Here is a 20,201-nt window from a genome sequence, read left to right on the forward strand (position 1 = left end):
TATCATGACGGGATGTCCGAACACATTACCGAATCGACGGCCGGCGCCGACACAGCGCAGGCCGAACCCAAGACCCTGTACGAGATCATGGGCGGCGCCGAGCGCCTGCGCGAACTGGTCGACCGTTTCTATGACCTGATGCAGCTGGAGCCCGATTTCGCCGGCATCCACGTCATGCACCCGGTCCCCAACGACAGCTCGCGCGAGAAGCTGTTCATGTTCCTGTCCGGCTGGATGGGCGGTCCCGACCTGTACATCGAGCGCTATGGCCACCCGCGCCTGCGCGCACGCCACCTGCCGTTCGCGATCGGCACCAAGGAACGCGACCAGTGGCTGCGCGCGATGGCGTGGGCGATGGAAGACCTGGGCTATGACGACGCGCTGCGGGTGCGCATGATGAATGCGTTCTTCAATACCGCCGACTGGATGCGCAACAAACCCGACTGACCGATGACCATCGCCGAAATCCTGATCCTGCTCGGCCTCGCCATCGTCGCCGGGCTGCAAGTGCTGGTGCTGCTGCGTGCACGCGGCAGCGGCGACGGCCAACACATGGAGCGCCTGGAACGCGAGCTGCGCCAGGAGCTGCAGGCGAGCGCCCAGTCCACGCGCCAGGAACTGGCCGCGCACCTGGCCCAGTATCACAACGCCAGCGTCCAGCAGTTCGACAGCATGCGCCACCAGATGCAGCTGCAGTCGAGCGGCGGACGCGAAGAGCAGGCGCGCGCACTGAAGCGCTTCGCCGATACGCTGCAGCAGACGCTGGCCAACCTCACCGAATCGAACGCCCAGCGCATGCTGGAAGTGCGCAACACGCTGGAAACCAAGATCCGCGACCTGCAGGGCGATAACGCCCGGCGCCTGGAAGAGATGCGCCAGACGGTCGATGAAAAGCTGCACGCCACGCTCGAGACGCGCCTGTCGGAATCGTTCCGCCAGGTGTCCGAGCGCTTGGAAAAAGTGCACCAGGGCCTGGGCGAGATGCAGCAGCTGGCGATCGGCGTGGGCGACTTGAAGCGCGTACTCACCAACGTCAAGACCCGCGGCACGTGGGGCGAGGTGCAGCTGGAGATGCTGCTGGAGCAGGTGCTCACCGTCGACCAGTATGCCAAGAACGTCGAGACGGTCGCCGGATCGAACGCGCGGGTCGAGTTCGCGATCAAGCTGCCGGGCGTGGTCGACGGCGGCGCGCCGTTGTGGCTGCCGATCGACGCCAAGTTCCCGAAGGAGCAGTACGAGCGCCTGCTGGCGGCGGCCGACGAGGGCGACGCCGACGGCGTGGCGCGCGCCGGCGCCGAACTCGAACGCGCGGTGCGCGGCGAAGCGCGCACCATCTGCGACAAGTACGTGTCGCCGCCGCAGACCACCGACTTCGCGATCCTGTTCCTGCCCACCGAGGGCCTGTACGCCGAAGTGATGCGCCGTCCCGGCCTGGCCGACGAGCTGCAGCGCACGCTGCGTGTGACCATCGCCGGCCCGTCGACGCTGAGCGCCTTGCTCAACAGCCTGCAGATGGGCTTCCGCACGCTGGCGCTGGAGAAGCGCTCGTCCGAGGTGTGGCAGGTGCTGGGCGCGGTGAAGACCGAGTTCACCAAGTTCGGCGACGTGCTGGCTACCACCAAGGCCACGCTGGAGAAGGCGGCCAAGAACATCGAGAGCGCCGAGGTGCGCAGCCGTCAGATGGCGCGCAAGCTGAAGTCGGTGGAGGCGTTGCCGAACGAGGCGGCGCAGCTGATGCTGGGGCCCGATGGGCTCGAGCAGGAGTAGGGTCGGCCTGGGCGGCCCCGCGCTCTGCCGCCGACGCGTTCAAGCGCCGCCCGCAGGCCGCATCGCCGCTTAGAACAGCCCTTCGAATGGCAAGATATCGACCATGTCGCCGGCTGCGACATTGCCCTGCTCATCATGCAGCACCACCATGCAATTCGCCTCCGACATCGAGCGCAGGATGCCCGACCCCTGCGACCCGGTGATGCGCACCTCCGGCTCCCCATCGGCCCCGCGCGCCACGATGCCGCGCTGGTATTCGGTGCGGCCCGCCTTCTTGCGGATCGCGCCGGCAGAGCGCGCACGCAGTAGCGGCAGCGGCGCCTCTGCCCCCATCATGCGCAGCAGGGCCTCGCGCGCGAAGAAGTAGAACGACACCATCACCGCCACTGGATTGCCTGGCAGCCCGAACAGGAAGGCACTGCGCCCGTTCGAATTGATGCGCCCGAACGCCAGCGGCCGTCCGGGACGCATGCCGAGCTTCCAGAACGTGACGTCGCCCAGCTGTTCCATCACCTGCTTGGTATAGTCGGCCGCGCCGACCGAGACGCCGCCCGAGGTGACGATGGCGTCGGCGTTCTCGCATGCGGTGCGTAATGCCGCTTCAAGCGCCTGCGGGCTGTCGCGCACGATGCCCATGTCGATGATCTCGCAGCCCAGGCGCTGCAGCATGCCGTAGATGGTGTAGCGGTTGCTGTCATAGACGCAGCCTTGGCCCAGCGGCTCGCCGATCGAGCGCAGTTCGTCGCCGGTCGAGAAGAAGGCCACGCGCAGGCGGCGCTGCACCGGCACTTCGGCGAAGCCGAGCGAGGCCACCAGGCCCAGGTCGGCGGGGCGCACGATGCGGCCGGCCTTGAGCGCGGCGCTGCCGGCGGCCAGGTCTTCGCCGGCCAGACGGCGGTTGTCGCCGGCGCGGATCACGCCGGCGCGCAGGGTGATGCTGTCGTCGCTGATGCTGTCGGCGAATTCCTGCGGCAGCACGGTATCGCAGCCGGCCGGCATCACGCCGCCGGTCATGATGCGCACGCATTCGCCGGGGCCGGCCACCACCGCGCTCGGGCGGCCGGCATAGACCGTGTCGACCACCTTGAAGCTGGCGCTGCCGTCGGCCGGCAGGTCGCTGCCGCGCAGCGCGTAGCCGTCCATCGCCGAGTTGTCGTGAGCCGGCACGTCGATCGGCGAGACGATGTCGCGCGCCAGCACCCGGCCCAGGCTCGAACGCAGCGCCACCATTTCGACCGCGTCGACCTTGCGCACGAATTGGCCGATGATGCGGCGGGCGTCGCGCACGCTCAGCGCGTCGGGATCGTAGCCGCTAATGCAGCTTGCGACCTGGGCCAGGCTCTGGGTGGCGTCATTCATGGAGGTATTGTCCATTTGCTGCAGTTCTTCGCGCGTGTTGATGTTGCGGAAAGCGTCGCCGTCCTCGAACAGGACTTCGACTGACTCTAGACCCCGGTGCCAGTCGTCGACGCGGCGTCCGCCCTCGGCCAGGTAGGCCAGCAGCTCGGGCAGGCGGCTGGCGCGCACCAGGCAGAACACCGGGTGCGGCTGCAGGCGCATGCCGGTTTCCCGGGTGGCGGCGTAGGCGACGTCGGCATCGTTTTCTTCCAGCGCGGCGAGGAGGCGCGCAGCCAGGTCGGGCGGCAGGAAAGGAGAGTCGCACGGCACCGCCAGCAGGAACGGCGTGGCGCAATGGCGCAGGCCGGCGGCCAGGCCGGCCAGCGGACCGGGATAATCCGGCAGCTCGTCCGGCAGCACGGTCGCGCCGAACGCGCGATAGGTGTCGAGGTTGCGGTTGGCGCTGATCGCCAGCGGACCGACCTGGGGACGCAGACGCGCCAGCACGTGTTCCACCATGGTCGCACCACGGAACGGCTGCAGCCCCTTGTCCACATTGCCCATGCGCGAGCCGCGTCCGCCCGCCAGCACCAGTCCGCTGATCGCCTCAGTATTCATCCTGCTATTTTAACCGCCGATGTACGACATTTCGACCCGGCGTGCCCCCGGTTCGCCTGGCGCGGTATCCGCGGTGCGGGTCTCGGAATAGCGGTCGGCGCGGCCGCGCCACAGCTGGGCGATGGCGCTGCCGATTTCCAGGTCGTCGCGGCCGTCGCGCAGCAGGGCGCGCAGGTCGTGGCCGCGGGTGGCGAACAGGCAGGTGTACAGCTTGCCCTCGGTCGACAGGCGCAGGCGCGAGCAGTCGCCGCAGAAGGCCTGGGTCACGCTCGAGATCATGCCGACTTCGCCGCCGCCGTCGAGATAGCGCCAGCGGGTGGCGGTCTCGCCACTGTAGTTGGCGTTCAGGGGCGCCAGCGGCAGCTCGGACGAGATGCGGCGCACCACTTCGCCCGAGGGCACCACTTCGTCCATGTTCCAGCCGTTGGAGGCGCCGACATCCATGTATTCGATGAAGCGCAGGATGGTCGGCGAGCCCTTGAAGTGGCGCGCCATCGGCAGGATCTGGTCGTCGTTGGTGCCGCCCTTGACCACCATGTTGACTTTCACCGGACCCAGGCCCACGGCGTGGGCGGCGTCGATCCCGTGCAGCACGTCGGCCACCGCGAAATCGACGTCGTTCATGCGTTTGAACACGGCGTCGTCGAGCGCGTCGAGCGAGACCGTGACGCGGTCCAGGCCGGCGTCCTTGAGCGCGCGCGCCTTGCGCGCCAGGATCGAGCCATTGGTGGTGAGGGTGAGGTCGAGCGGACGTCCGCTCGGGGTCGGGATCGCGCGCAGCATCGCGACCAGGCGCTCCAGGTTCTTGCGCAGCAGCGGCTCGCCGCCGGTCAGGCGCAGCTTTTCGACGCCGTGGCCGACGAACAGGCGCGCCACGCGCGCGATCTCTTCAAACGACAGCAGGTCGCCGTGCGGCAGGTATTGGTAATCCTTGTCGAACACCTCTTTCGGCATGCAATACACGCAACGGAAATTGCAGCGGTCGGTGACGGAAATGCGCAGGTCGTGCAGCGGCCGGCCGAGGGCGTCGGAAAGCCGTCCGGTAGGGGCAACCAGGGTTGCCGGAATTTTCATTGCCGGCGAGCGCAAGTCATTGATCGGGATGATTTTTTCGGACATTTCGTTACGATAGCACGGGCGCTGTTCGGCTGCAGATGAAGAACAAAAAGGGAAGCCACGGGCTTCCCTTCGGATACAACATGCGCCCGGCATGCTGCCGGGCACGTTTGCAGACCTGCGCTGCTGTTACTGGCGGGTATCCACCTGGATCAGCGGCTCGTCCACCGGCGCTGCGACCGGCTTGCGGGCACGGCCGACGCGGCGTGGGGTGACCACCTGGGCGGCGGCTTCACGTGCCGCAGCCAGCTTTTCCGGATCGGTCGAGGCCAGTTGCAGGCCGGCCTTGGACAGCATGTCGCTCAGGTCGGCAGGCGCTTCGGCGGCGGCCGGAGCTGGAGCCGGGGCAGGGGCCGGAGCTGGCGCAGTCGACACGGCTGGCGCTGCTGCCGGAGCCGGTTCCACGGCGACGGCGGCCACAGGTTCCACCACCGGTGCGGCTTCGACAACCGGAGCAGGCTCGGCCGCAACCGGAGCCGGCTGGATCTCGGCAGCCTGGGCGACCGAAGCGGCAGGAGCAGCCGGCTCGACCGGTGCTGCGGCCACCGGCGCCGGGACGGCAGCGGCTGGCGTAGGCGCCGGCGCTGGTGCCGGAGCAACTGGAGCCGGTGCGGCAGCAGCTTGCTCTGCAGCACGTGCAGCAGCGACCGACGCGGCGGTCGGGAACATGCCCTGGAACACCGGTGCCGGCTCGGCAGCAGCGGCAGGCTGGGCGGCAGCCATCGACGCCGCGGTCGGGAACGGCCACGGACCCGGCTCGCCCTTCGCGTCGGCGTTGCGCGCCGGCTTGGCCTTGCCGGCCTTGGCGGCGGCAGCGACCTTGGCGGCTTCCTCGTCGGCCACCGGAGTGAATGCCGGGGCTTCTTCGTTGCCGTCGATCGCGTCGACGCCTTCCACACCGTCGCGGTCGCGGCGGTTACGGTTACGGCCGCCACGGCGGCGGCGGCGGCGCGGCTCGTCGCCCTCGACGTCGCTTTCCTCGCCGTTCGGGCCGATCGTGGTGACCGACTTGACGACTTGCTGCACGACTTCCTGGGTGCCTTCCGGACCGGTGGTGGTCACGGCGACGGTGGCGCTGGCCACGGTCTGGCTGAAGGTCGGGCTTGGATTCACTTCATCCAGCTTGGCTTCGATGGCCTGGGTGGTGCGCTCATGGCGTTCGGTGCGCTCGCGCGGCTGGCGCGGCTGGCGTTCCTTGCGCTCGCCGCGTTCCGGACGCTCGGCACGATCGGCACGTTCCGGACGCTCGGCGCCTTCAACGCGTGGTGCGGCCTCGACCTGGTCGCGGCCTTCGCGCGGCTCACGGCCTTCACGCGGCTGGCGTGGCGGACGCGGCTGGCGTGGTGGGCGAGCGTCAAGCTCCGGCGCCTTGGCGGCGTCATCGGTCAGCGCGGTCTTGGCGACAGGCTCGCGTTCTTCACGTTCGCGGTGGCCTTCGCGGTTACCCTCGCGGTTACCTTGCTTCGGGCCACGGCCGTTCTGGCCATTCTGGCCGCCACGACCGTTGCGCTGGCCGCGGCCGTTGCGTTCCGCGGCGGCAGGGGCGGCCGGCTTTTCAGCCACGACCGGTGCCGGCGCCGGTGCCGGTTCTTCCGGTGCACCCAGGAAGAAGTCGCGCAGGCGGGCGAAGAAACCTTTCGGCGCCGGGGCAGGGGCTGCCACCGGTGCCGCGGCGACAGCTTCGGCCGGCTTGGCCTTGGCGGTTTCGCTGCGGTCCACCATCGGTGCCGGCTGGGCCGGGGTGATGGTCTTGACCATGGCTTCCTGGCGCGGCTTGGCTTCTTCCTTCTGGCGCTTGGCGTAGGCCATGTCGGTGTCGGCCGATTCCGCCATCGCGTAGCTGGCGTGGGCGTCTTCCAGGCGCGGGTCGTCGTGCTTGATGCGCTCGAGCTTGTAGTGCGGGGTGTCCAGATGCTTGTTCGGGATCAGGATCACGGTGATGCGGTGGCGGTTCTCGATCTTGAGCACTTCGCCGCGCTTCTCGTTCAGCAGGAAGGCGGCGACATCGACCGGCACCTGGACGTGGATCGCGGCCGAGTTTTCCTTCATCGCCTCTTCCTGGATGATGCGCAGGACTTGCAGGGCCGAGGATTCGGTATCGCGGATGTGGCCGGTGCCCGAGCAGCGCGGGCAGGTCACGTGCGAGCCTTCCGACAGCGACGGACGCAGGCGCTGGCGCGAAAGCTCCATTAAGCCGAACCGGGAAATCTTGCCCATCTGAACGCGGGCGCGGTCGTGGTGCAGCGCGTCTTTCAGGCGCTGTTCGACTTCGCGCTGGTTCTTGGCCACTTCCATGTCGATGAAGTCGATCACGATCAGGCCGCCCAGGTCGCGCAGGCGCAGCTGGCGGGCCACTTCGTCGGCCGCTTCGCAGTTGGTGTTGAAGGCGGTGGTTTCGATGTCCGAGCCGCGCGTGGCGCGCGCCGAGTTGACGTCGATCGACACCAGCGCTTCGGTGTGGTCGATCACGATCGCGCCGCCCGATGGCAGCGGCACGGTGCGCGCGTAAGCGGTTTCGATCTGGTGTTCGATCTGGAAGCGCGAGAACAGCGGCACGTCGTCGCTGTAGCGCTTCACGCGGTGCGCCATGTCGGGCATCACGTGGCTCATGAACTGCTGGGCCTGGTCGTAGATCTCGTCGGTGTCGATCAGGACTTCGCCGATGTCAGGCTGGAAATAATCGCGGATGGCGCGGATGACCAGCGACGATTCCTGGTAGATCAGGAACGCGCCGGCGGCCGACTTGCCGGCGCCTTCGATCGCGCGCCACAGCTGCATCAGGTAGTTCAAGTCCCACTGCAGCTCTTCCACGGTGCGGCCGATGCCGGCGGTGCGGGCGATCACCGACATGCCTTGCGGCAGGTCGAGCTTGTCCATGGTTTCGCGCAGTTCCTGGCGCTCTTCGCCTTCGACCCGGCGCGACACGCCGCCGCCGCGCGGATTGTTCGGCATCAGCACCAGGTAGCGGCCGGCCAGCGAGATGAACGAGGTCAGGGCCGCGCCCTTGTTGCCGCGCTCTTCTTTTTCGACCTGGACCATGATTTCCTGGCCTTCGCGCAGCGCTTCCTTGATGGTGCAGTTGCGCACGTCGACGCCGTCACGGAAATACGTGCGGGCGACTTCTTTGAAGGGGAGGAATCCGTGGCGGTCTTCGCCGTAGGAGACGAAGCAGGCTTCGAGGGAGGGTTCGATGCGGGTGATGACACCCTTGTAGATATTCGACTTTCGTTGCTCGCGACCGGCGGTCTCGATGTCGATGTCGATCAGTTTTTGTCCGTCGACAATCGCTACGCGCAGCTCCTCTTGCTGCGTAGCATTAAACAACATGCGTTTCATTTTTATAAACTCCGCGACCCGTGGGCCGTGTGATGGCCGCCCTTGCGGACGGCGCAGCTACAGGGATGTACGCGGGGAAGGGAGCGAAGGAGGGGGTATGCCCGGGCGTGCGGCACGGCGACGCGAAAGCGTTGCTGCCGCCACAGGGCGCAAATGGGGCCGAACGTCATTGCCATGCACGCCGCGACCTGCACTGGCCGCCTGCCACCACGTTGGGGTTGGCACAGCGGAGCGAGGGGGTGTGCAACAACTAATCCGGCCGATGCCAGTGAACAACCAGGACCTGGAGGCGATCAGACAGCCTTGCTTCAGGTCTTCAGGATGGTCCTGCATCAGGTCGGACGAAACCGACAAGCGTTATCGACACCATCAACCGGCGAGCAGTCTTATGAACATGCTTGCCGGTACTTATCCTTACGAATCCAAACAATCCAATCCTGCATCTTTGCGCGCAACCCGATTACAACTGCAGGTGCAACCCTGATTCGCGCAAGGATGTGCGTACACGTTTTTCTCCATCGAATTTGCACTCCGGCGGGGCCGATGGAGCGCGCCCCTGTGTAAAATATCGTTTTAATTCTTACACCAGCAGAGGTTTGACCGCCGCCTGTCGATTATATATTCAAAATGAAGGACTTAGAGAGAATTTCTGGGAAGACAGAGAGAATGGTAAAGCAAAATGATGGGCTTCCCCCTTCATCCCCACAGGCATTGCAAGCGCAGTTCGTCACAATCGGCGAGGAAGAGGCCGGCCAGCGCATTGATAATTATCTGTTGCGCGTCTGTAAAGGCGTGCCAAAGAGCCATATTTACCGCATCCTGCGCTCGGGCGAGGTGCGCGTCAACAAGGGACGCATCGATCAGCTGTACCGGCTCGCCGCCGGCGACCTGGTCCGTATCCCACCGATTCGGATTGCCGAAAAAACAACACAGCAGGCGGCGCCGGGCGCCGAATTCGAGGTCGTGTTCGAGGATGCGCACCTGCTGGTCATCAACAAGCCGGCCGGCGTTGCCGTGCATGGCGGCTCCGGCGTGTCGTATGGCGTGATCGAACAATTGCGCGCAGCGCGTCCGCAAGCCAAGTTCCTGGAACTGGTGCACCGGCTCGACCGCGAGACCTCGGGCCTGCTGCTGATCGGCAAGAAACGCAGCGCACTGACCAACCTGCACGACCAGATGCGCGACGGTACCACCGACAAGCGCTATTTCGCGGCCGTGCACGGCGACTGGCACAACAAGCGCCAGCACGTGAAACTGCCGCTGCATAAATACACGACCGCCGACGGCGAAAAGCGGGTGGTGGTGCAGGCCGGCGGCCAGGAAGCGCACACCATCTTCAACCTGCTGCGCAAGTGGCAGGACTTCGCCCTGCTGGAAGCGGAACTCAAGACCGGACGCACGCACCAGATCCGCGTGCACCTGGCCTCGAGCGGCTTCCCGATCCTGGGCGACGAAAAATACGGCGACTTCCCGCTCAACAAGCAGTTGCAGAAAGCGGGCGAGGGCCGTGGCGCACTCAAGCGCATGTTCCTGCATGCGCACCAGATTACCTTCACCCATCCGGACAGCGGTGAACGGATGACCTTGCGCGCGCCGATGCCGGCCGAGTGCGAACGATTCTTGGTAAGCTTGGGACGCCCGGTGCAGGGAGAGCCGGTCGCGTGAATTCGCTTACGCGACCAATCAATAAAGGGGACCGGCGGCTCGACCGTCGTTAAATAATGACAAGAAAACAATTTGACCTGATCGTGTTCGACTGGGACGGCACGCTGATGGACAGCACCGCCGCCATCGTGCGCTGCATCCAGTCGGCGGCGCGCGACCTGAGCCTGCCGGTGCCGAGCGACGCTTCGGCGGCGCACGTCATCGGCCTCGGCCTGTCGGAAGCGATGCAGGCCGTGATGCCGGACATCGCACCGGCCATGTATCCGCGCATGGTCGAGCGCTACCGCTATCACTTCCTGACCAAGGACCACGAACTGGTGCTGTTCAACGGCGTTCGCGAGATGTTGGCCGATCTTGCCGGGGAAGGCTACTTCCTGGCAGTGGCCACCGGGAAAAGCCGGGTCGGCCTGAACCGGGCGCTGAACGCGACCGGCCTGCTGTCGACCTTCGATGCGACCCGTTGTGCCGATGAGACATTCTCCAAGCCGCATCCGGCCATGCTGCAGGAACTCACCCGCGAGCTGGGGCAAGACCTGCGCCGCACGGTGATGATCGGCGACACCACCCACGACCTGATGATGGCGAACAACGCCGGCGCCCATGGCGTGGCGGTCGAGTTCGGTGCGCATCCGGTGGCGCAGCTGCAGGCCTGCAATCCGCAGTTCTCGGCGCGTTCGATTCCCGAGCTGCACGCCTGGCTGCTCGAGAACGCCTGAAAGAATCTGTCCTGATGAGCGCAGATGCAGGGTTGTTGGTATGCGATGGCGGCGATTTGCTCGACGGTGGCAAGGGCGTGCGCTTCCCATTGCGCGCCTTTGGCCAGCCAGGCACCGGCTTCGTGGTGCGGTTCCAAGGCACGGTTTATGGCTACCTGAACCGTTGCGCCCATGTCCCGGTCGAGCTCGACTGGAAAGAAGGCAACTTCTTCGAGTCGAGCGGGCTGTACCTGATGTGCTCGACCCACGGCGCCGTGTATGAACCCGAAAGCGGCCGCTGCACCGGCGGTCCGTGCCGCGGCGGGCGCCTGCATCCGATCGCGGTACATGAAACCGAGGGCAGGATATACTGGGTGCCAGACGGACAGTTCCAGCCACTTGCCGGAAATTAGCGTCCGTCGTTTTTGACCATTCACGGACTTTATGAGTGACCATACCGGCATTGACCATCCTGGCGATCATCCATCCGAGCACCGGCTCGCGTCGAACCCGACGGTGAGCAACTGGGAGCGCGAAACCCTCGAAAAGCTGGTGTTCGCCAGCGTGCAGGAACGGCGCGCCGCGCGCCGCTGGAGCATCTTCTTCAAACTCAGTTTCCTGACCGTGGCGCTGCTGGCGCTGTGGGCCTATTACGACTTCAACTTCGGCAGTACCGACACCGAAAACCTGGGCCGTCACACGGCGTTGATCGAAATTAACGGCGAGATCGAAGCAGAAGGCAGCGGCGCGGCCGATACCGTGATCCCGTCGCTGAACAAGGCATTCTCCGATCCCGGCTCGGCGGCGGTGGTGCTGCGCATCGACAGTCCCGGCGGCAGCCCGGTGCAGGCCGGCATCATCGTGGACGAAATCCAGCGCCTCAAGCGCGGCTATCCGGATAAACCGCTGTACGTGGTGGTGGACGAGATCTGCGCCTCGGGCGGCTACTACATCGCGTCGGCGGCCGACCGTATCTATGTCAACAAGGCGTCGATCGTCGGCTCGGTCGGGGTGCTGATGGACAGCTTCGGTTTCACCGGCACCATGGACAAACTGGGCATCGAGCGGCGCCTGATGACGGCCGGCGAAAACAAGGGTTTCCTGGATCCGTTCAGCCCGCAATCGGACAAGCACAAGCAGCACGCTCAGGCCATGCTCAACGAAATCCACCAGCAATTCATCGCGGTGGTGCGCGCCGGGCGCGGCAAGCGCCTGAAGGAAACCCCGGAAACCTTCTCCGGCCTGTACTGGACCGGCGCCAAGGCGGTGGACATGGGCCTGGCCGACGCCTTCGGCACGGTGGACACTGTGGCGCGCGACATCGTCAAGGCCGAGGACATCGTCGACTACACGGCGCACGAAAACCTGCCCGAGCGCGTGCTGAAGAAATTCGGCGCGGCGGTGGGCGAGAGCGCGGTCAAGGCGGCCTATCACGGCGCGGTGCCAGCGGTGCGCTGAGAGCCCATCCAAGCGGTATTGCCCTGGAGTTTTTTACAAGGTTTTCTTGAGCCAGGTCTTGAACTATGCAGACAGTGGGCTATAGTGAACCCGTAGCCGCTGCCGCAGCGGCCGCACGGGGCTCCCGCCCCTTCGGCCCGGACGGAGAAAGCTAGCCACCGCACCGTGGTGCGGTTTTCGAGAGAATTCCATTCCTCATAGTAGTGCGTTCCCCGGACGGCTCATCTCCAGCGGGAAAGAAAACGACGGCCTCGGCCGTCGTTTTCATTGGAGCATGCGGGGTGCCGGGCCGTGCCCGGCGGCGCGCTTGGCTACCTATTCAGTTGCAGGCGCCGCACTGCTGCACATCGCCATCCCCGGCCGGACGCGGCTGGGTGTCCGCCGCGCACAGCGGCGCCGACGCCAGCACGGGCGCCGCCACCGGCGGCTGCCACATGGTCGGCTGGCGCAGGGGCGGCAGCTCTTCGTGCTGGGCGAAACCACCGCATTCGAGCCAGGTCTGGTGCTCGCGTTGGATGCGGTCGAACCAGGCGGCGCGTCCTGGCAGCGGTTCGGTTTGCTGAGCAGACGAGGTGCACACGCCGCGCCAGCGCGCCAGTGCCAGCCGGGCAGGGAACAGCGCCGCATGGTCGCGGGCGAGGCGCTGGCGTGCGCACAGCACATCCAGCTCGAGAGGTTTTCCAATTGCAGTGTTCAGATGATCGTTCACGGTATTTCCTGTTCTCTGGCGGGGCGGATGGCTGATTTGGTGTCTTACGCGATGTCTTAACATTTAGTAAGGAATTCGCTGGTTGATTAGGCGGATTCCTAATGTGTTGAAGTCTATCAATCGGAAATCGGTGAGGTTTGACGTTGCGCAAATGAGCTTGCGTCCGCAATCCCAACAGTTTTGATGGGTAAACCGTCTTCTTTCAACGAAGCGGCCCTTCTGATACAGTCTCGGCCCATGAGTAAATTATCCCTGGACCGCATCCTGCAATCGCAGGGTTTCGGCACCCGCAAATACTGCCGCGCCCTGATCGAGGACGGCGACGTCGCCGTCAACGGCGCCATCGAAGACAACTACAAGGCCACGTTCGACACCGGCGACCTGGTGTTGACCGTGTTCGACGAAGAATGGCGCTACCGCGAGCATGTTTACCTCGCGCTGTACAAGCCGGCCAATTTCGAGTGCTCGCGCAAACCGAGCCACCACCCCGGTGTGCTGACCCTGCTGCCCGAGCAGTTCAGCTGGCGCGAGGTGCAGCCGGTCGGCCGCCTGGACCACGATACCACCGGCCTGCTGCTGATGTCGGACGATGGCCCCTTCATCCATGCGCAATCGTCGCCCAAACGCCACGTGCCCAAGGTCTATCAGGCCACCACCGCCGAGCCGGTGACGGAAGCGCTGGTGCAGAAACTGCTGGCCGGTGTGCAACTGCACGACGAACCGGCGCCGTTGAAAGCTGTCTCCTGCGTGCAACGCGGCGAGCACCAGCTCGAAATCGTGCTGGAGCAGGGCAAATATCACCAGGTCAAGCGCATGCTGGCCGCGGCCGACAACCACTGCAATGCGCTGCACCGCTCGCAGATCGGCGGACTGACGCTGGAATCGCTTGGCCTGAAAGAAGGCGAATGGTGCTTCCTCGAGCGTGAACAGCTGGACCTGCTGGTGCCGGCCTGACTGCGGCTTTCATGCAACAATCATAAAGTTTATGGCGCACGTTTGAGCGAGCTCAACATGCACGCGTGCAATACGTGCGCCATCGATAACAAATTTCCGCGACACTCCGAGGCGACGGCACCGGGAACCGGCTGCCGCATGAACGCTTTCATACAACAACAACCATGCACCTCAATCGCCCGAGACTCTCGCACTCCCTCACCCTGATCCCGCTGCTGCTGGCCCTGCCGGCACTGGCACAGACTGCCCCGCAAGCCGGGTTGCAAGCTCAGCCGCAATCGCTGGCCGAGTGCACCCCGCTGACCGACAACGCCCAGCGCCTGGCCTGCTTCGATCGCGTCGCCGCCCAAGCCGCGGGCACCGTGGCCACCACGGCCGCCGCCACCGACCCTAACGCGGCTTCGGCCACCGTCGCCGCCGCGCCGGCTGCACCGGCCGCGGTGCCGGCCGTGCCGACCACGGCCCCGGCCGCCGGCAGCGCCTTCGATGCGCCGCGCAACAGCGCGATCGACCACACCGCCTCGGTCGACCCGACGGTGCAGGCGGCCGCCGAATACACCCTGAGCAGCCACTGGGAACTGGACCCGCGCGACAAGCGTGGCGTGTTCAAGTTCCGTCCGCACCGCCCGAGCTACCTGATCGCCACCCGCACCCACCGCCCGAACGAAGCGCCGTACCGCGATTTCTTCGAAACCGAAGGCGAGGGCCTGTCGAAGGCGGAACTGGAGTTCCAGCTCAGCTTCAAGATGAAGCTGGTCGAGACCCTGTTCGAGCAACCGATTGATGTCTGGTTCGGCTACACCCAAAACAGCTTCTGGCAGGCGGCCAACCATGAAGCGTCCAGCCCATTCCGTGAAACCAACTACCAGCCAGAGATCATGGCGACCATGCCGCTCAACTACGCGCTGCTGGGCACCAACATCAAATTCCTGAACCTGGGCTTCGTGCACCAGTCGAACGGCCAGTCGTCGACGCTGTCGCGCAGCTGGAACCGCTTCTATGCCCAGCTCGGCCTGGAGCGCGGCCCGCTGACCATGACCGCCAAGCTGTGGAAGCGCGTCAACGAATCGCTGGAAGACGACAACAACCCGGACATCATCGACTACATGGGCCGCTTCGAGCTGGAAGGTAATTACCGCCTGGGCGGCGGCCATGAAATCAATGCCCTGGTGCGCCGCAACTTCCATACCGACAAGGGCGCAGTGCAGGTCGGCTGGGCCTTCCCGCTGGCCGGCCCGGTCAAGGGCTACATCAATGCATTCTCCGGCTATGGCCAGAGCATGATCGACTACAACTACTTCCAGCGCAGCCTCGGCCTGGGCGTGGTGGTCAAGTACTGATCCTCACCGTAGAATGGCGGGCCTGCGCATCTTGAAATAAAGCAAGGCCCGCCATGAAACTCGCCACCCTCGACGACGGCACCCGTGATGGCCAATTGGCCGTGGTGTCACGCGACCTGAAAACCGCCCACCTGGCCGACGCCATCGCGCCCACCCTGCGCGCCGCGCTCGACGACTGGGCCTTCATCGCTCCCCAGCTCGACAACCTGTACCGCCTGCTCAACGAGGGCAAGGCGGAAGGCATCGCGCGCCGTCCGTTCGACTTCGATCCGGCGCGCTGCCTGGCGCCGCTGCCGCGCGCCGCGCGCCACGTACAGGGCGCCGCCTACCTGAATCACCTGGAACTGGAACGCCGCGCCGCCGGCGCCGCCGGCGCCGAACTGCCGCCGGCCTGGCGCGACGAAGCGCTGCTGCGCGAACGCGCCGCCGACGGTTTTCTCGGCCCGCTGCAGGACATCGTGCTGGCGCGCGAAGAGTGGGGCGTCGATTTCGGTCCCGGGCTGGCGATCGTCAGCGGCGACCTGGCGCCGGGCGCCACGGCGGATGCGGCCCATGGCCAGATCCGCCTGCTGCTGCTGTGCAACGACATCACGCTGCGCAATCTGCTGAACGAAAGCAGCAATGGCTGGGACTGGATGGCAGCGCAGCCGGCCACGGCCTTCGCCCCGGTGGCGGTCACCCCGGACGAGCTGGGCGAATCCTGGCGCGGCGGCAAGGCCGACCTGCCGCTGCGGGTGAGCTCCAACGGCAACGGCGTCGGGCAGCTGGAAGCGGGCGACGACATGGCGTTCACCTTCCCGCAATTGCTGGCCCAGCTGTGCAGCACGCGCGGCATCAGCGCCGGCACGATCGTCGGCTCTGGCGTGGTGTCGAACCGCGCCGGCAAGCGCAGGACGCCGGGCTACGCCAGCATCGCCGAACAGCGCTGGCACGAAATCGTCGAGGGCGAGGAAGCGCGCACGCCGTTCATGCGTGTCGGCGACACGGTGAGGATCGAGATGCTGGACCAAGCCGGCAAATCGCTGTTCGGCGCGATCGAGCAGACCTTCAAGCGCCCTGATGCCTGACGTCAGCGCGGATCGCTCCAGAACTGGCTGTCGGGCCGGCCGCGCAGGTCGACCTCGCTTGGACGGCTGATGCGGCGCAGGGCGTCGGCGCGCAGCAGGCGTCCGTCCGGCTCGTGCAGCCGGTACCACAGGAAGGCGACCCCGGACAGGTGCAGGCGCTCGCCGGTAAACAGCTTGTCCCGCACCAGTGTCAGGCCTTCCAGGCGCAGGTCGACGTCCAGCACCAGCGCGCCGGCGCTGCGCTCGGCCAGCCCGAGGTAGCGCGCCGCCGTGAACAGCGGGCTCTTGTCGCTGGCTTCGCCGGCGCGCAGCGATTCGTGGAAGGCATCGGCCGCCTTCAGCTGGGCATTGGCGCCGGAGGCCACGGCAGTGAATTCCTTCTTGAGCTCGCCCTTGGCGCCGTCGGCCAGCGCCTGCAGGGCGGCGACGTGGGCCGCCAGCACGCCGCGCTGCTGTCCCAGCAGGCGCACCCGTTCCAGCAGGCCGGCGTGGCGCGCCACATCGAGTTCGCCCATATAGCCGTCGCCCAGGCCCGCCAGGCGGCCGGGACAGTTGCGTGCCAGCGCGCTGGCGAACAGCGCGTGCACGCCGTCGCCGTAGGCGATGCCGGCCAGCGTGGCGTCGCTCTTGAACAGGGCGGCGAGATCGGCGCCGGCGCGCAGCAGCATCGTCGGCGCGCCCAGCCAGGCCAGCGCCGGCGCCAGGGATGCGGCGCGCGCGGCGGGCGTGTGATCTTCGATGTAGCGCGCCAGGTCGCCGTTGCGCGCCGTCAGTTCATCGGTCATCCGTCTGATGGCGGCATCGACGGTGCGCGCCGCCACCACGCCCTGCGCGCTGGCGGCGTCGTACAACACCACCTGGCGCTCCAAGGGCAGCACGGCGCACAGTTCACTGGCCAGTTCCAGCGCCAGGTCGAAGGCCCGGGCCAATCCGGCGGCGCCGAACTGGCGGGTGTCGATGGCGCCGGGCAGTGCCTTGGCCTGCGCCGGCGGCAGCCGCGCCAGCAGTTCGGCGCGCTCGGCTTCGGCGATGGCCTGGCGGGTTTCGGCGTCCAGCAGGCGAGCTCTAGCGTCCAGCAGCTCGGGGGATTGCGTGTTTTGAGCGCTCGCCAGGCCGGCGTACGGTGCGCTCATGCATATGACGATGCTGTAAAAGTACGGTTGCCATCTTTTAATAAACCGCATCGCTATTCCCCTGACATAAAACAAGTGAAATCTCTCCAAATTCCACTGAGGAAAGATGTAACAAATTGTGCAGAAATAGTAGGAGAAGTTTCTGAACAATTGATTGGCGGATCGCAAACTCTCTAGAATCGTCGAATTGTTCCCAAACAATCAAGGGCTTGCGAAGGGCGGTATGAAATCCGCTGTCATCCTGGCGTCATTTTGGTGCGGTGCACGATTGACCGTTGCCTCAAAAGAAATGCGATAGAATTGACGAGTTAACAAAGTGGTTCTATGAGTATTCTTAATCTGCCATTAGCCGGCCTCGAAATCGGCTTTGCCACATCACTGATCTGTTCGCTGCTGCTCGTGTTCACCACGCGCTGGCATGGACGCTACTCGCTGGACGCCACCCGTGGCGTGCAGAAGTTCCACATCACCCCGACTCCCCGCATCGGCGGCGCCGCGATCATGACCGGCCTGTGGCTGGCGCTGTGCTTCATGCCGGCGCCGCAGCAGGAACTCCTGCTGCCGGTGCTGCTGGCTGCCTTGCCCGCCTTCGTGTTCGGCCTGGCCGAAGACCTGACCCGCAACGTCTCGGTGCGCGCGCGCCTGCTGGCCACCATGGCCAGCGGGGCGGTGTGCTGGTTCCTGACCGGTGTCACGCTCGACCATACCGGCCTGGCGCCGCTCGACGCGGTGCTGGCCTGGCTGCCGTTCTCGGTCTTGTTTACCGCCTTCGCCGTTGGCGGCGTGGCGAATGCCGTCAACATCATCGACGGCTTCAACGGCCTGGCCAGCGGCACCGTCATCATCGGGCTAGGCGCCCTGGGCCTGATCGCCATGAATGTCGGCGACGTTCACCTGGCGCAGCTGTGCTTCGTGATTTGCGCCGTCACCGCCGGCTTCTTCCTGGTCAATTTCCCGTACGGCAAGCTGTTCCTGGGCGATGGCGGCGCCTACCTGCTCGGCTTCCTGCTGGCCTGGCTGTCGGTGATGCTGGTGTACCGCAATCCGTCGGTGTCGGCCTGGGCGCCGCTGTTGGCTTGCGCCTATCCGGTATTCGAAACCGTGTTCACCATCGCGCGCCGCCTGTGGTGCCGCCGCCATCCGGGTCAGCCGGACAGCTGGCACCTGCACAGCCTGGTCAAGACGGCGATCACCGCACGCTACCTGCGCCGCCTGCCGGCGCCGCTGCGCAATGCCTGCGTGTCGCCGGTATCGTGGAGCATCGCCCTGGTGCCGGCGCTGCTGGCGGTCAACCATCCGTCCGCCCCGGACGTGCTGGTGCAGGGCGCGGTTGCCAGTTTCCTGTTGTATCTGGTCATGTACGGCCTGGTGGCAGCCGCCTGGCATGCGCGGCGCCGCCAGGCGCTGCCGTCCGGCGTCCAGGCGCCGGCCGCTCCGACCGCCATGGTTGTGCCGACCGTGGCTGCGGCGCCCGTGCTGGCCAAGCAGATCACCCCTCCCGGTATGGCCGCCCCGGCCATGGTCACCATCCGCAGCGCTTCCCAGAACGCCGCCAACGGCGTCAGCCCGCTGGCCGACATCCAGCGCGAAGCGCCGGTCACTGCCTTCGTGCGCCGCCGCATGTGATCCCGCGGCGCCGGCCGGTCCGGCGCCAGGGCTCATGTGAGTAAACAGCGCCGGAAACTCCCTCCTGTTCTTTTTGTAGCTTTACGGCAATCCCGGCGATAATCCTGTTTGCGCTAAAGCCATGGTCATGCGTCATCCGGCGTGGCCATGCGGTATAACAGCGTTTTTCACGGCGAGTTGAAGGGGGACGGCGATGTCGGAAGATAGCGACGCAGAAAAGACAGAAGACGCAAGTCCCAGAAGAATCGAGAAGGCGCGCGAGGAAGGCGACGTTCCGCGCTCGCGCGAACTGGCCACCTTCGCCGTCCTGATGACGGCGGGCGCCTGCCTGTGGGCGTTCGGCGGCATGCTGGCCGAGACCCTGGGCCGGGTCCTGAAGTCGGGCCTGAGCCTGGACCGCGAGCAGGTTTACAACCCCGGCATCCTGATCGAGCGCGTGTTCAACGACATCGTGACCGTGATGCTGGCCTGCCTGCCGATCGTCGGCGCCATCATGCTCATCGCCCTGGTCTCGCCCCTGCTCATCGGCGGCTGGCTGTTTTCCAGCAAGGCGTTCATGCCGAACATCATGAAGCTGAACCCGCTCAAGGGCATCGGCAATATGTTTTCCAAGAATTCCCTGGTCGAGCTGGTCAAGGCGATCGCCAAGACCATCGTGGTCGGCATCGTGGCCTATATCGTGATCAGCGGCCAGAAGGAGGCGATGCTCGGTTTGGCGGTGGAGCCGCTGGGCGAAAGCAGCGCCCACACCTTGACCATGATCGCCAAATCCTTCCTGTTCATCGTCGGCGCGCTGGGGGTGATCGCCCTGATCGACGGCCCCTACCAGATCTGGCACTGGAATAACAAATTGAAAATGACGCGCCAGGAAATGATCCAGGAATCAAAGGAATCGGACGGCAATCCTCAGATTAAGGGGAAGATTCGCCAGATGCAGCGCGAAATGGCCCGGGGGCGGATGATGCAAAATGTACCTACTGCTGATGTGATCGTGACCAACCCGACCCACTACGCAGTGGCCCTGAAGTACGCCGACGGGCAGCGCGGCGCCCCGCGCGTGGTAGCAAAAGGCATCGACGACGTCGCCGCCAAGATCCGCGAACTGGGCGCCGAGCACAAGGTAGCGATGCTGGAAGCGCCTCCTCTGGCGCGTGCGCTGTACAAGCACGTGGAGATCGACGAGGAAATCCCGGAAAAGCTGTATTCGGCGGTGGCGGAAGTCCTGGCCTATGTCTACCAGCTGCGCGCCTACAAGAAAGGCGAGGGCGATTATCCGGATCGCCCGCGGAAACTGAAGGTGCCGGACGAGTTGGACCCGCTGAACCCGGCTTCGCAGAAGCCACCCGCAGCGGGGGATGCAGATAAAACGTAACGCAACA

16 protein-coding genes are annotated in these 20,201 nt (G+C 65.7%); 11 read left to right on the forward strand and 5 right to left on the reverse strand.

The features are described 5' to 3' along the window. Nucleotides 1-12 precede the first annotated feature (12 nt). Together RTQ83_RS06335 and rmuC are read left to right on the forward strand one after the other, a co-directional pair. Nucleotides 13-447 (forward strand): group II truncated hemoglobin, encoded by a 435-nt coding sequence (locus RTQ83_RS06335; RefSeq protein WP_312512263.1) that lies wholly within the window; start codon nucleotides 13-15, stop codon nucleotides 445-447. 3 nt (nucleotides 448-450) lie between these two features. Then, a complete protein-coding gene (gene rmuC / locus RTQ83_RS06340; protein WP_312512265.1) occupies nucleotides 451-1,767 on the forward strand; it encodes a DNA recombination protein RmuC in 1,317 nt (438 codons plus the stop codon). A gap of 69 nt (nucleotides 1,768-1,836) precedes the next feature. Here rmuC and glp read toward each other — a convergent pair whose 3' ends face one another. The 3 genes from glp to RTQ83_RS06355 all read right to left on the reverse strand — a co-directional run bounded on the left by glp (nucleotide 1,837) and on the right by RTQ83_RS06355 (nucleotide 8,175). Then, nucleotides 1,837-3,723, reverse strand: coding sequence for a gephyrin-like molybdotransferase Glp (glp, locus tag RTQ83_RS06345; RefSeq protein ID WP_312512268.1), 1,887 nt, complete (start codon nucleotides 3,721-3,723; stop codon nucleotides 1,837-1,839). Nucleotides 3,724-3,732: 9 nt separating this feature from the next. Continuing rightward, on the reverse strand, nucleotides 3,733-4,842 hold the full coding sequence (gene moaA / locus RTQ83_RS06350) for a GTP 3',8-cyclase MoaA (protein ID WP_312512269.1): 1,110 nt from the start codon (nucleotides 4,840-4,842) through the stop codon (nucleotides 3,733-3,735). 126 nt (nucleotides 4,843-4,968) lie between these two features. Then, nucleotides 4,969-8,175 (reverse strand): Rne/Rng family ribonuclease, encoded by a 3,207-nt coding sequence (locus RTQ83_RS06355; protein ID WP_312512271.1) that lies wholly within the window; start codon nucleotides 8,173-8,175, stop codon nucleotides 4,969-4,971. Between the two features lie 666 nt (nucleotides 8,176-8,841). On the opposite strand from RTQ83_RS06355, the gene RTQ83_RS06360 reads away from it, so the two are divergent. The 4 genes from RTQ83_RS06360 to RTQ83_RS06375 are packed head-to-tail and all read left to right on the forward strand — an operon-like array spanning nucleotide 8,842 to nucleotide 11,993. Next, nucleotides 8,842-9,840, forward strand: coding sequence for an RluA family pseudouridine synthase (locus RTQ83_RS06360; protein WP_312512274.1), 999 nt, complete (start codon nucleotides 8,842-8,844; stop codon nucleotides 9,838-9,840). 56 nt (nucleotides 9,841-9,896) lie between these two features. Continuing rightward, nucleotides 9,897-10,556 carry an HAD-IIIA family hydrolase gene (locus tag RTQ83_RS06365; protein WP_312512277.1) on the forward strand — a complete coding sequence of 220 codons (660 nt, stop codon included), beginning with the start codon at nucleotides 9,897-9,899 and terminating at the stop codon, nucleotides 10,554-10,556. A gap of 14 nt (nucleotides 10,557-10,570) precedes the next feature. Further along, on the forward strand, nucleotides 10,571-10,948 hold the full coding sequence (locus RTQ83_RS06370) for a Rieske 2Fe-2S domain-containing protein (protein ID WP_312512280.1): 378 nt from the start codon (nucleotides 10,571-10,573) through the stop codon (nucleotides 10,946-10,948). A gap of 31 nt (nucleotides 10,949-10,979) precedes the next feature. Then, entirely contained in the window at nucleotides 10,980-11,993 is a 1,014-nt protein-coding gene (locus tag RTQ83_RS06375; protein ID WP_312512282.1) for a S49 family peptidase, read from the forward strand. A 319-nt stretch (nucleotides 11,994-12,312) separates the two neighbouring features. Here the strand turns inward: RTQ83_RS06375 and RTQ83_RS06380 are convergent, their stop codons facing one another. Beyond that, nucleotides 12,313-12,702, reverse strand: a complete 390-nt coding sequence (locus RTQ83_RS06380) for a hypothetical protein (RefSeq protein WP_312512284.1) — start codon at nucleotides 12,700-12,702, stop codon at nucleotides 12,313-12,315. Between the two features lie 237 nt (nucleotides 12,703-12,939). Here RTQ83_RS06380 and RTQ83_RS06385 point away from each other — a divergent pair, with 237 nt between their 5' ends. The 3 genes from RTQ83_RS06385 (at nucleotide 12,940) to RTQ83_RS06395 (ending at nucleotide 16,063) form a co-directional block, all read left to right on the forward strand. Then, nucleotides 12,940-13,656 (forward strand): 16S rRNA pseudouridine(516) synthase, encoded by a 717-nt coding sequence (locus tag RTQ83_RS06385; RefSeq protein WP_312512286.1) that lies wholly within the window; start codon nucleotides 12,940-12,942, stop codon nucleotides 13,654-13,656. Between the two features lie 164 nt (nucleotides 13,657-13,820). Further along, the gene (locus RTQ83_RS06390; protein ID WP_312512288.1) at nucleotides 13,821-14,996 is read left to right on the forward strand and encodes a phospholipase A; all 1,176 of its coding nucleotides are present in this window, start codon (nucleotides 13,821-13,823) and stop codon (nucleotides 14,994-14,996) included. A gap of 53 nt (nucleotides 14,997-15,049) precedes the next feature. Further along, the gene (locus tag RTQ83_RS06395; RefSeq protein WP_312512290.1) at nucleotides 15,050-16,063 is read left to right on the forward strand and encodes a fumarylacetoacetate hydrolase family protein; all 1,014 of its coding nucleotides are present in this window, start codon (nucleotides 15,050-15,052) and stop codon (nucleotides 16,061-16,063) included. A gap of 2 nt (nucleotides 16,064-16,065) precedes the next feature. Here the strand turns inward: RTQ83_RS06395 and RTQ83_RS06400 are convergent, their stop codons facing one another. Then, on the reverse strand, nucleotides 16,066-17,196 hold the full coding sequence (locus tag RTQ83_RS06400) for a hypothetical protein (protein WP_312512292.1): 1,131 nt from the start codon (nucleotides 17,194-17,196) through the stop codon (nucleotides 16,066-16,068). Nucleotides 17,197-17,520: 324 nt separating this feature from the next. Between RTQ83_RS06400 and RTQ83_RS06405 the strand changes: the two genes are divergently transcribed. Together RTQ83_RS06405 and flhB are read left to right on the forward strand one after the other, a co-directional pair. Further along, nucleotides 17,521-18,822: a glycosyl transferase gene (locus RTQ83_RS06405; protein WP_312512294.1), complete on the forward strand. Its 1,302-nt coding sequence runs from the start codon at nucleotides 17,521-17,523 to the stop codon at nucleotides 18,820-18,822. Nucleotides 18,823-19,015: 193 nt separating this feature from the next. Next, entirely contained in the window at nucleotides 19,016-20,194 is a 1,179-nt protein-coding gene (flhB, locus tag RTQ83_RS06410; protein ID WP_312512297.1) for a flagellar biosynthesis protein FlhB, read from the forward strand. Nucleotides 20,195-20,201 lie beyond the last annotated feature (7 nt).

The sequence above is a fragment of the Massilia sp. genome, assembly GCF_031995545.1.
GTDB lineage: Bacteria > Pseudomonadota > Gammaproteobacteria > Burkholderiales > Burkholderiaceae_D > Telluria.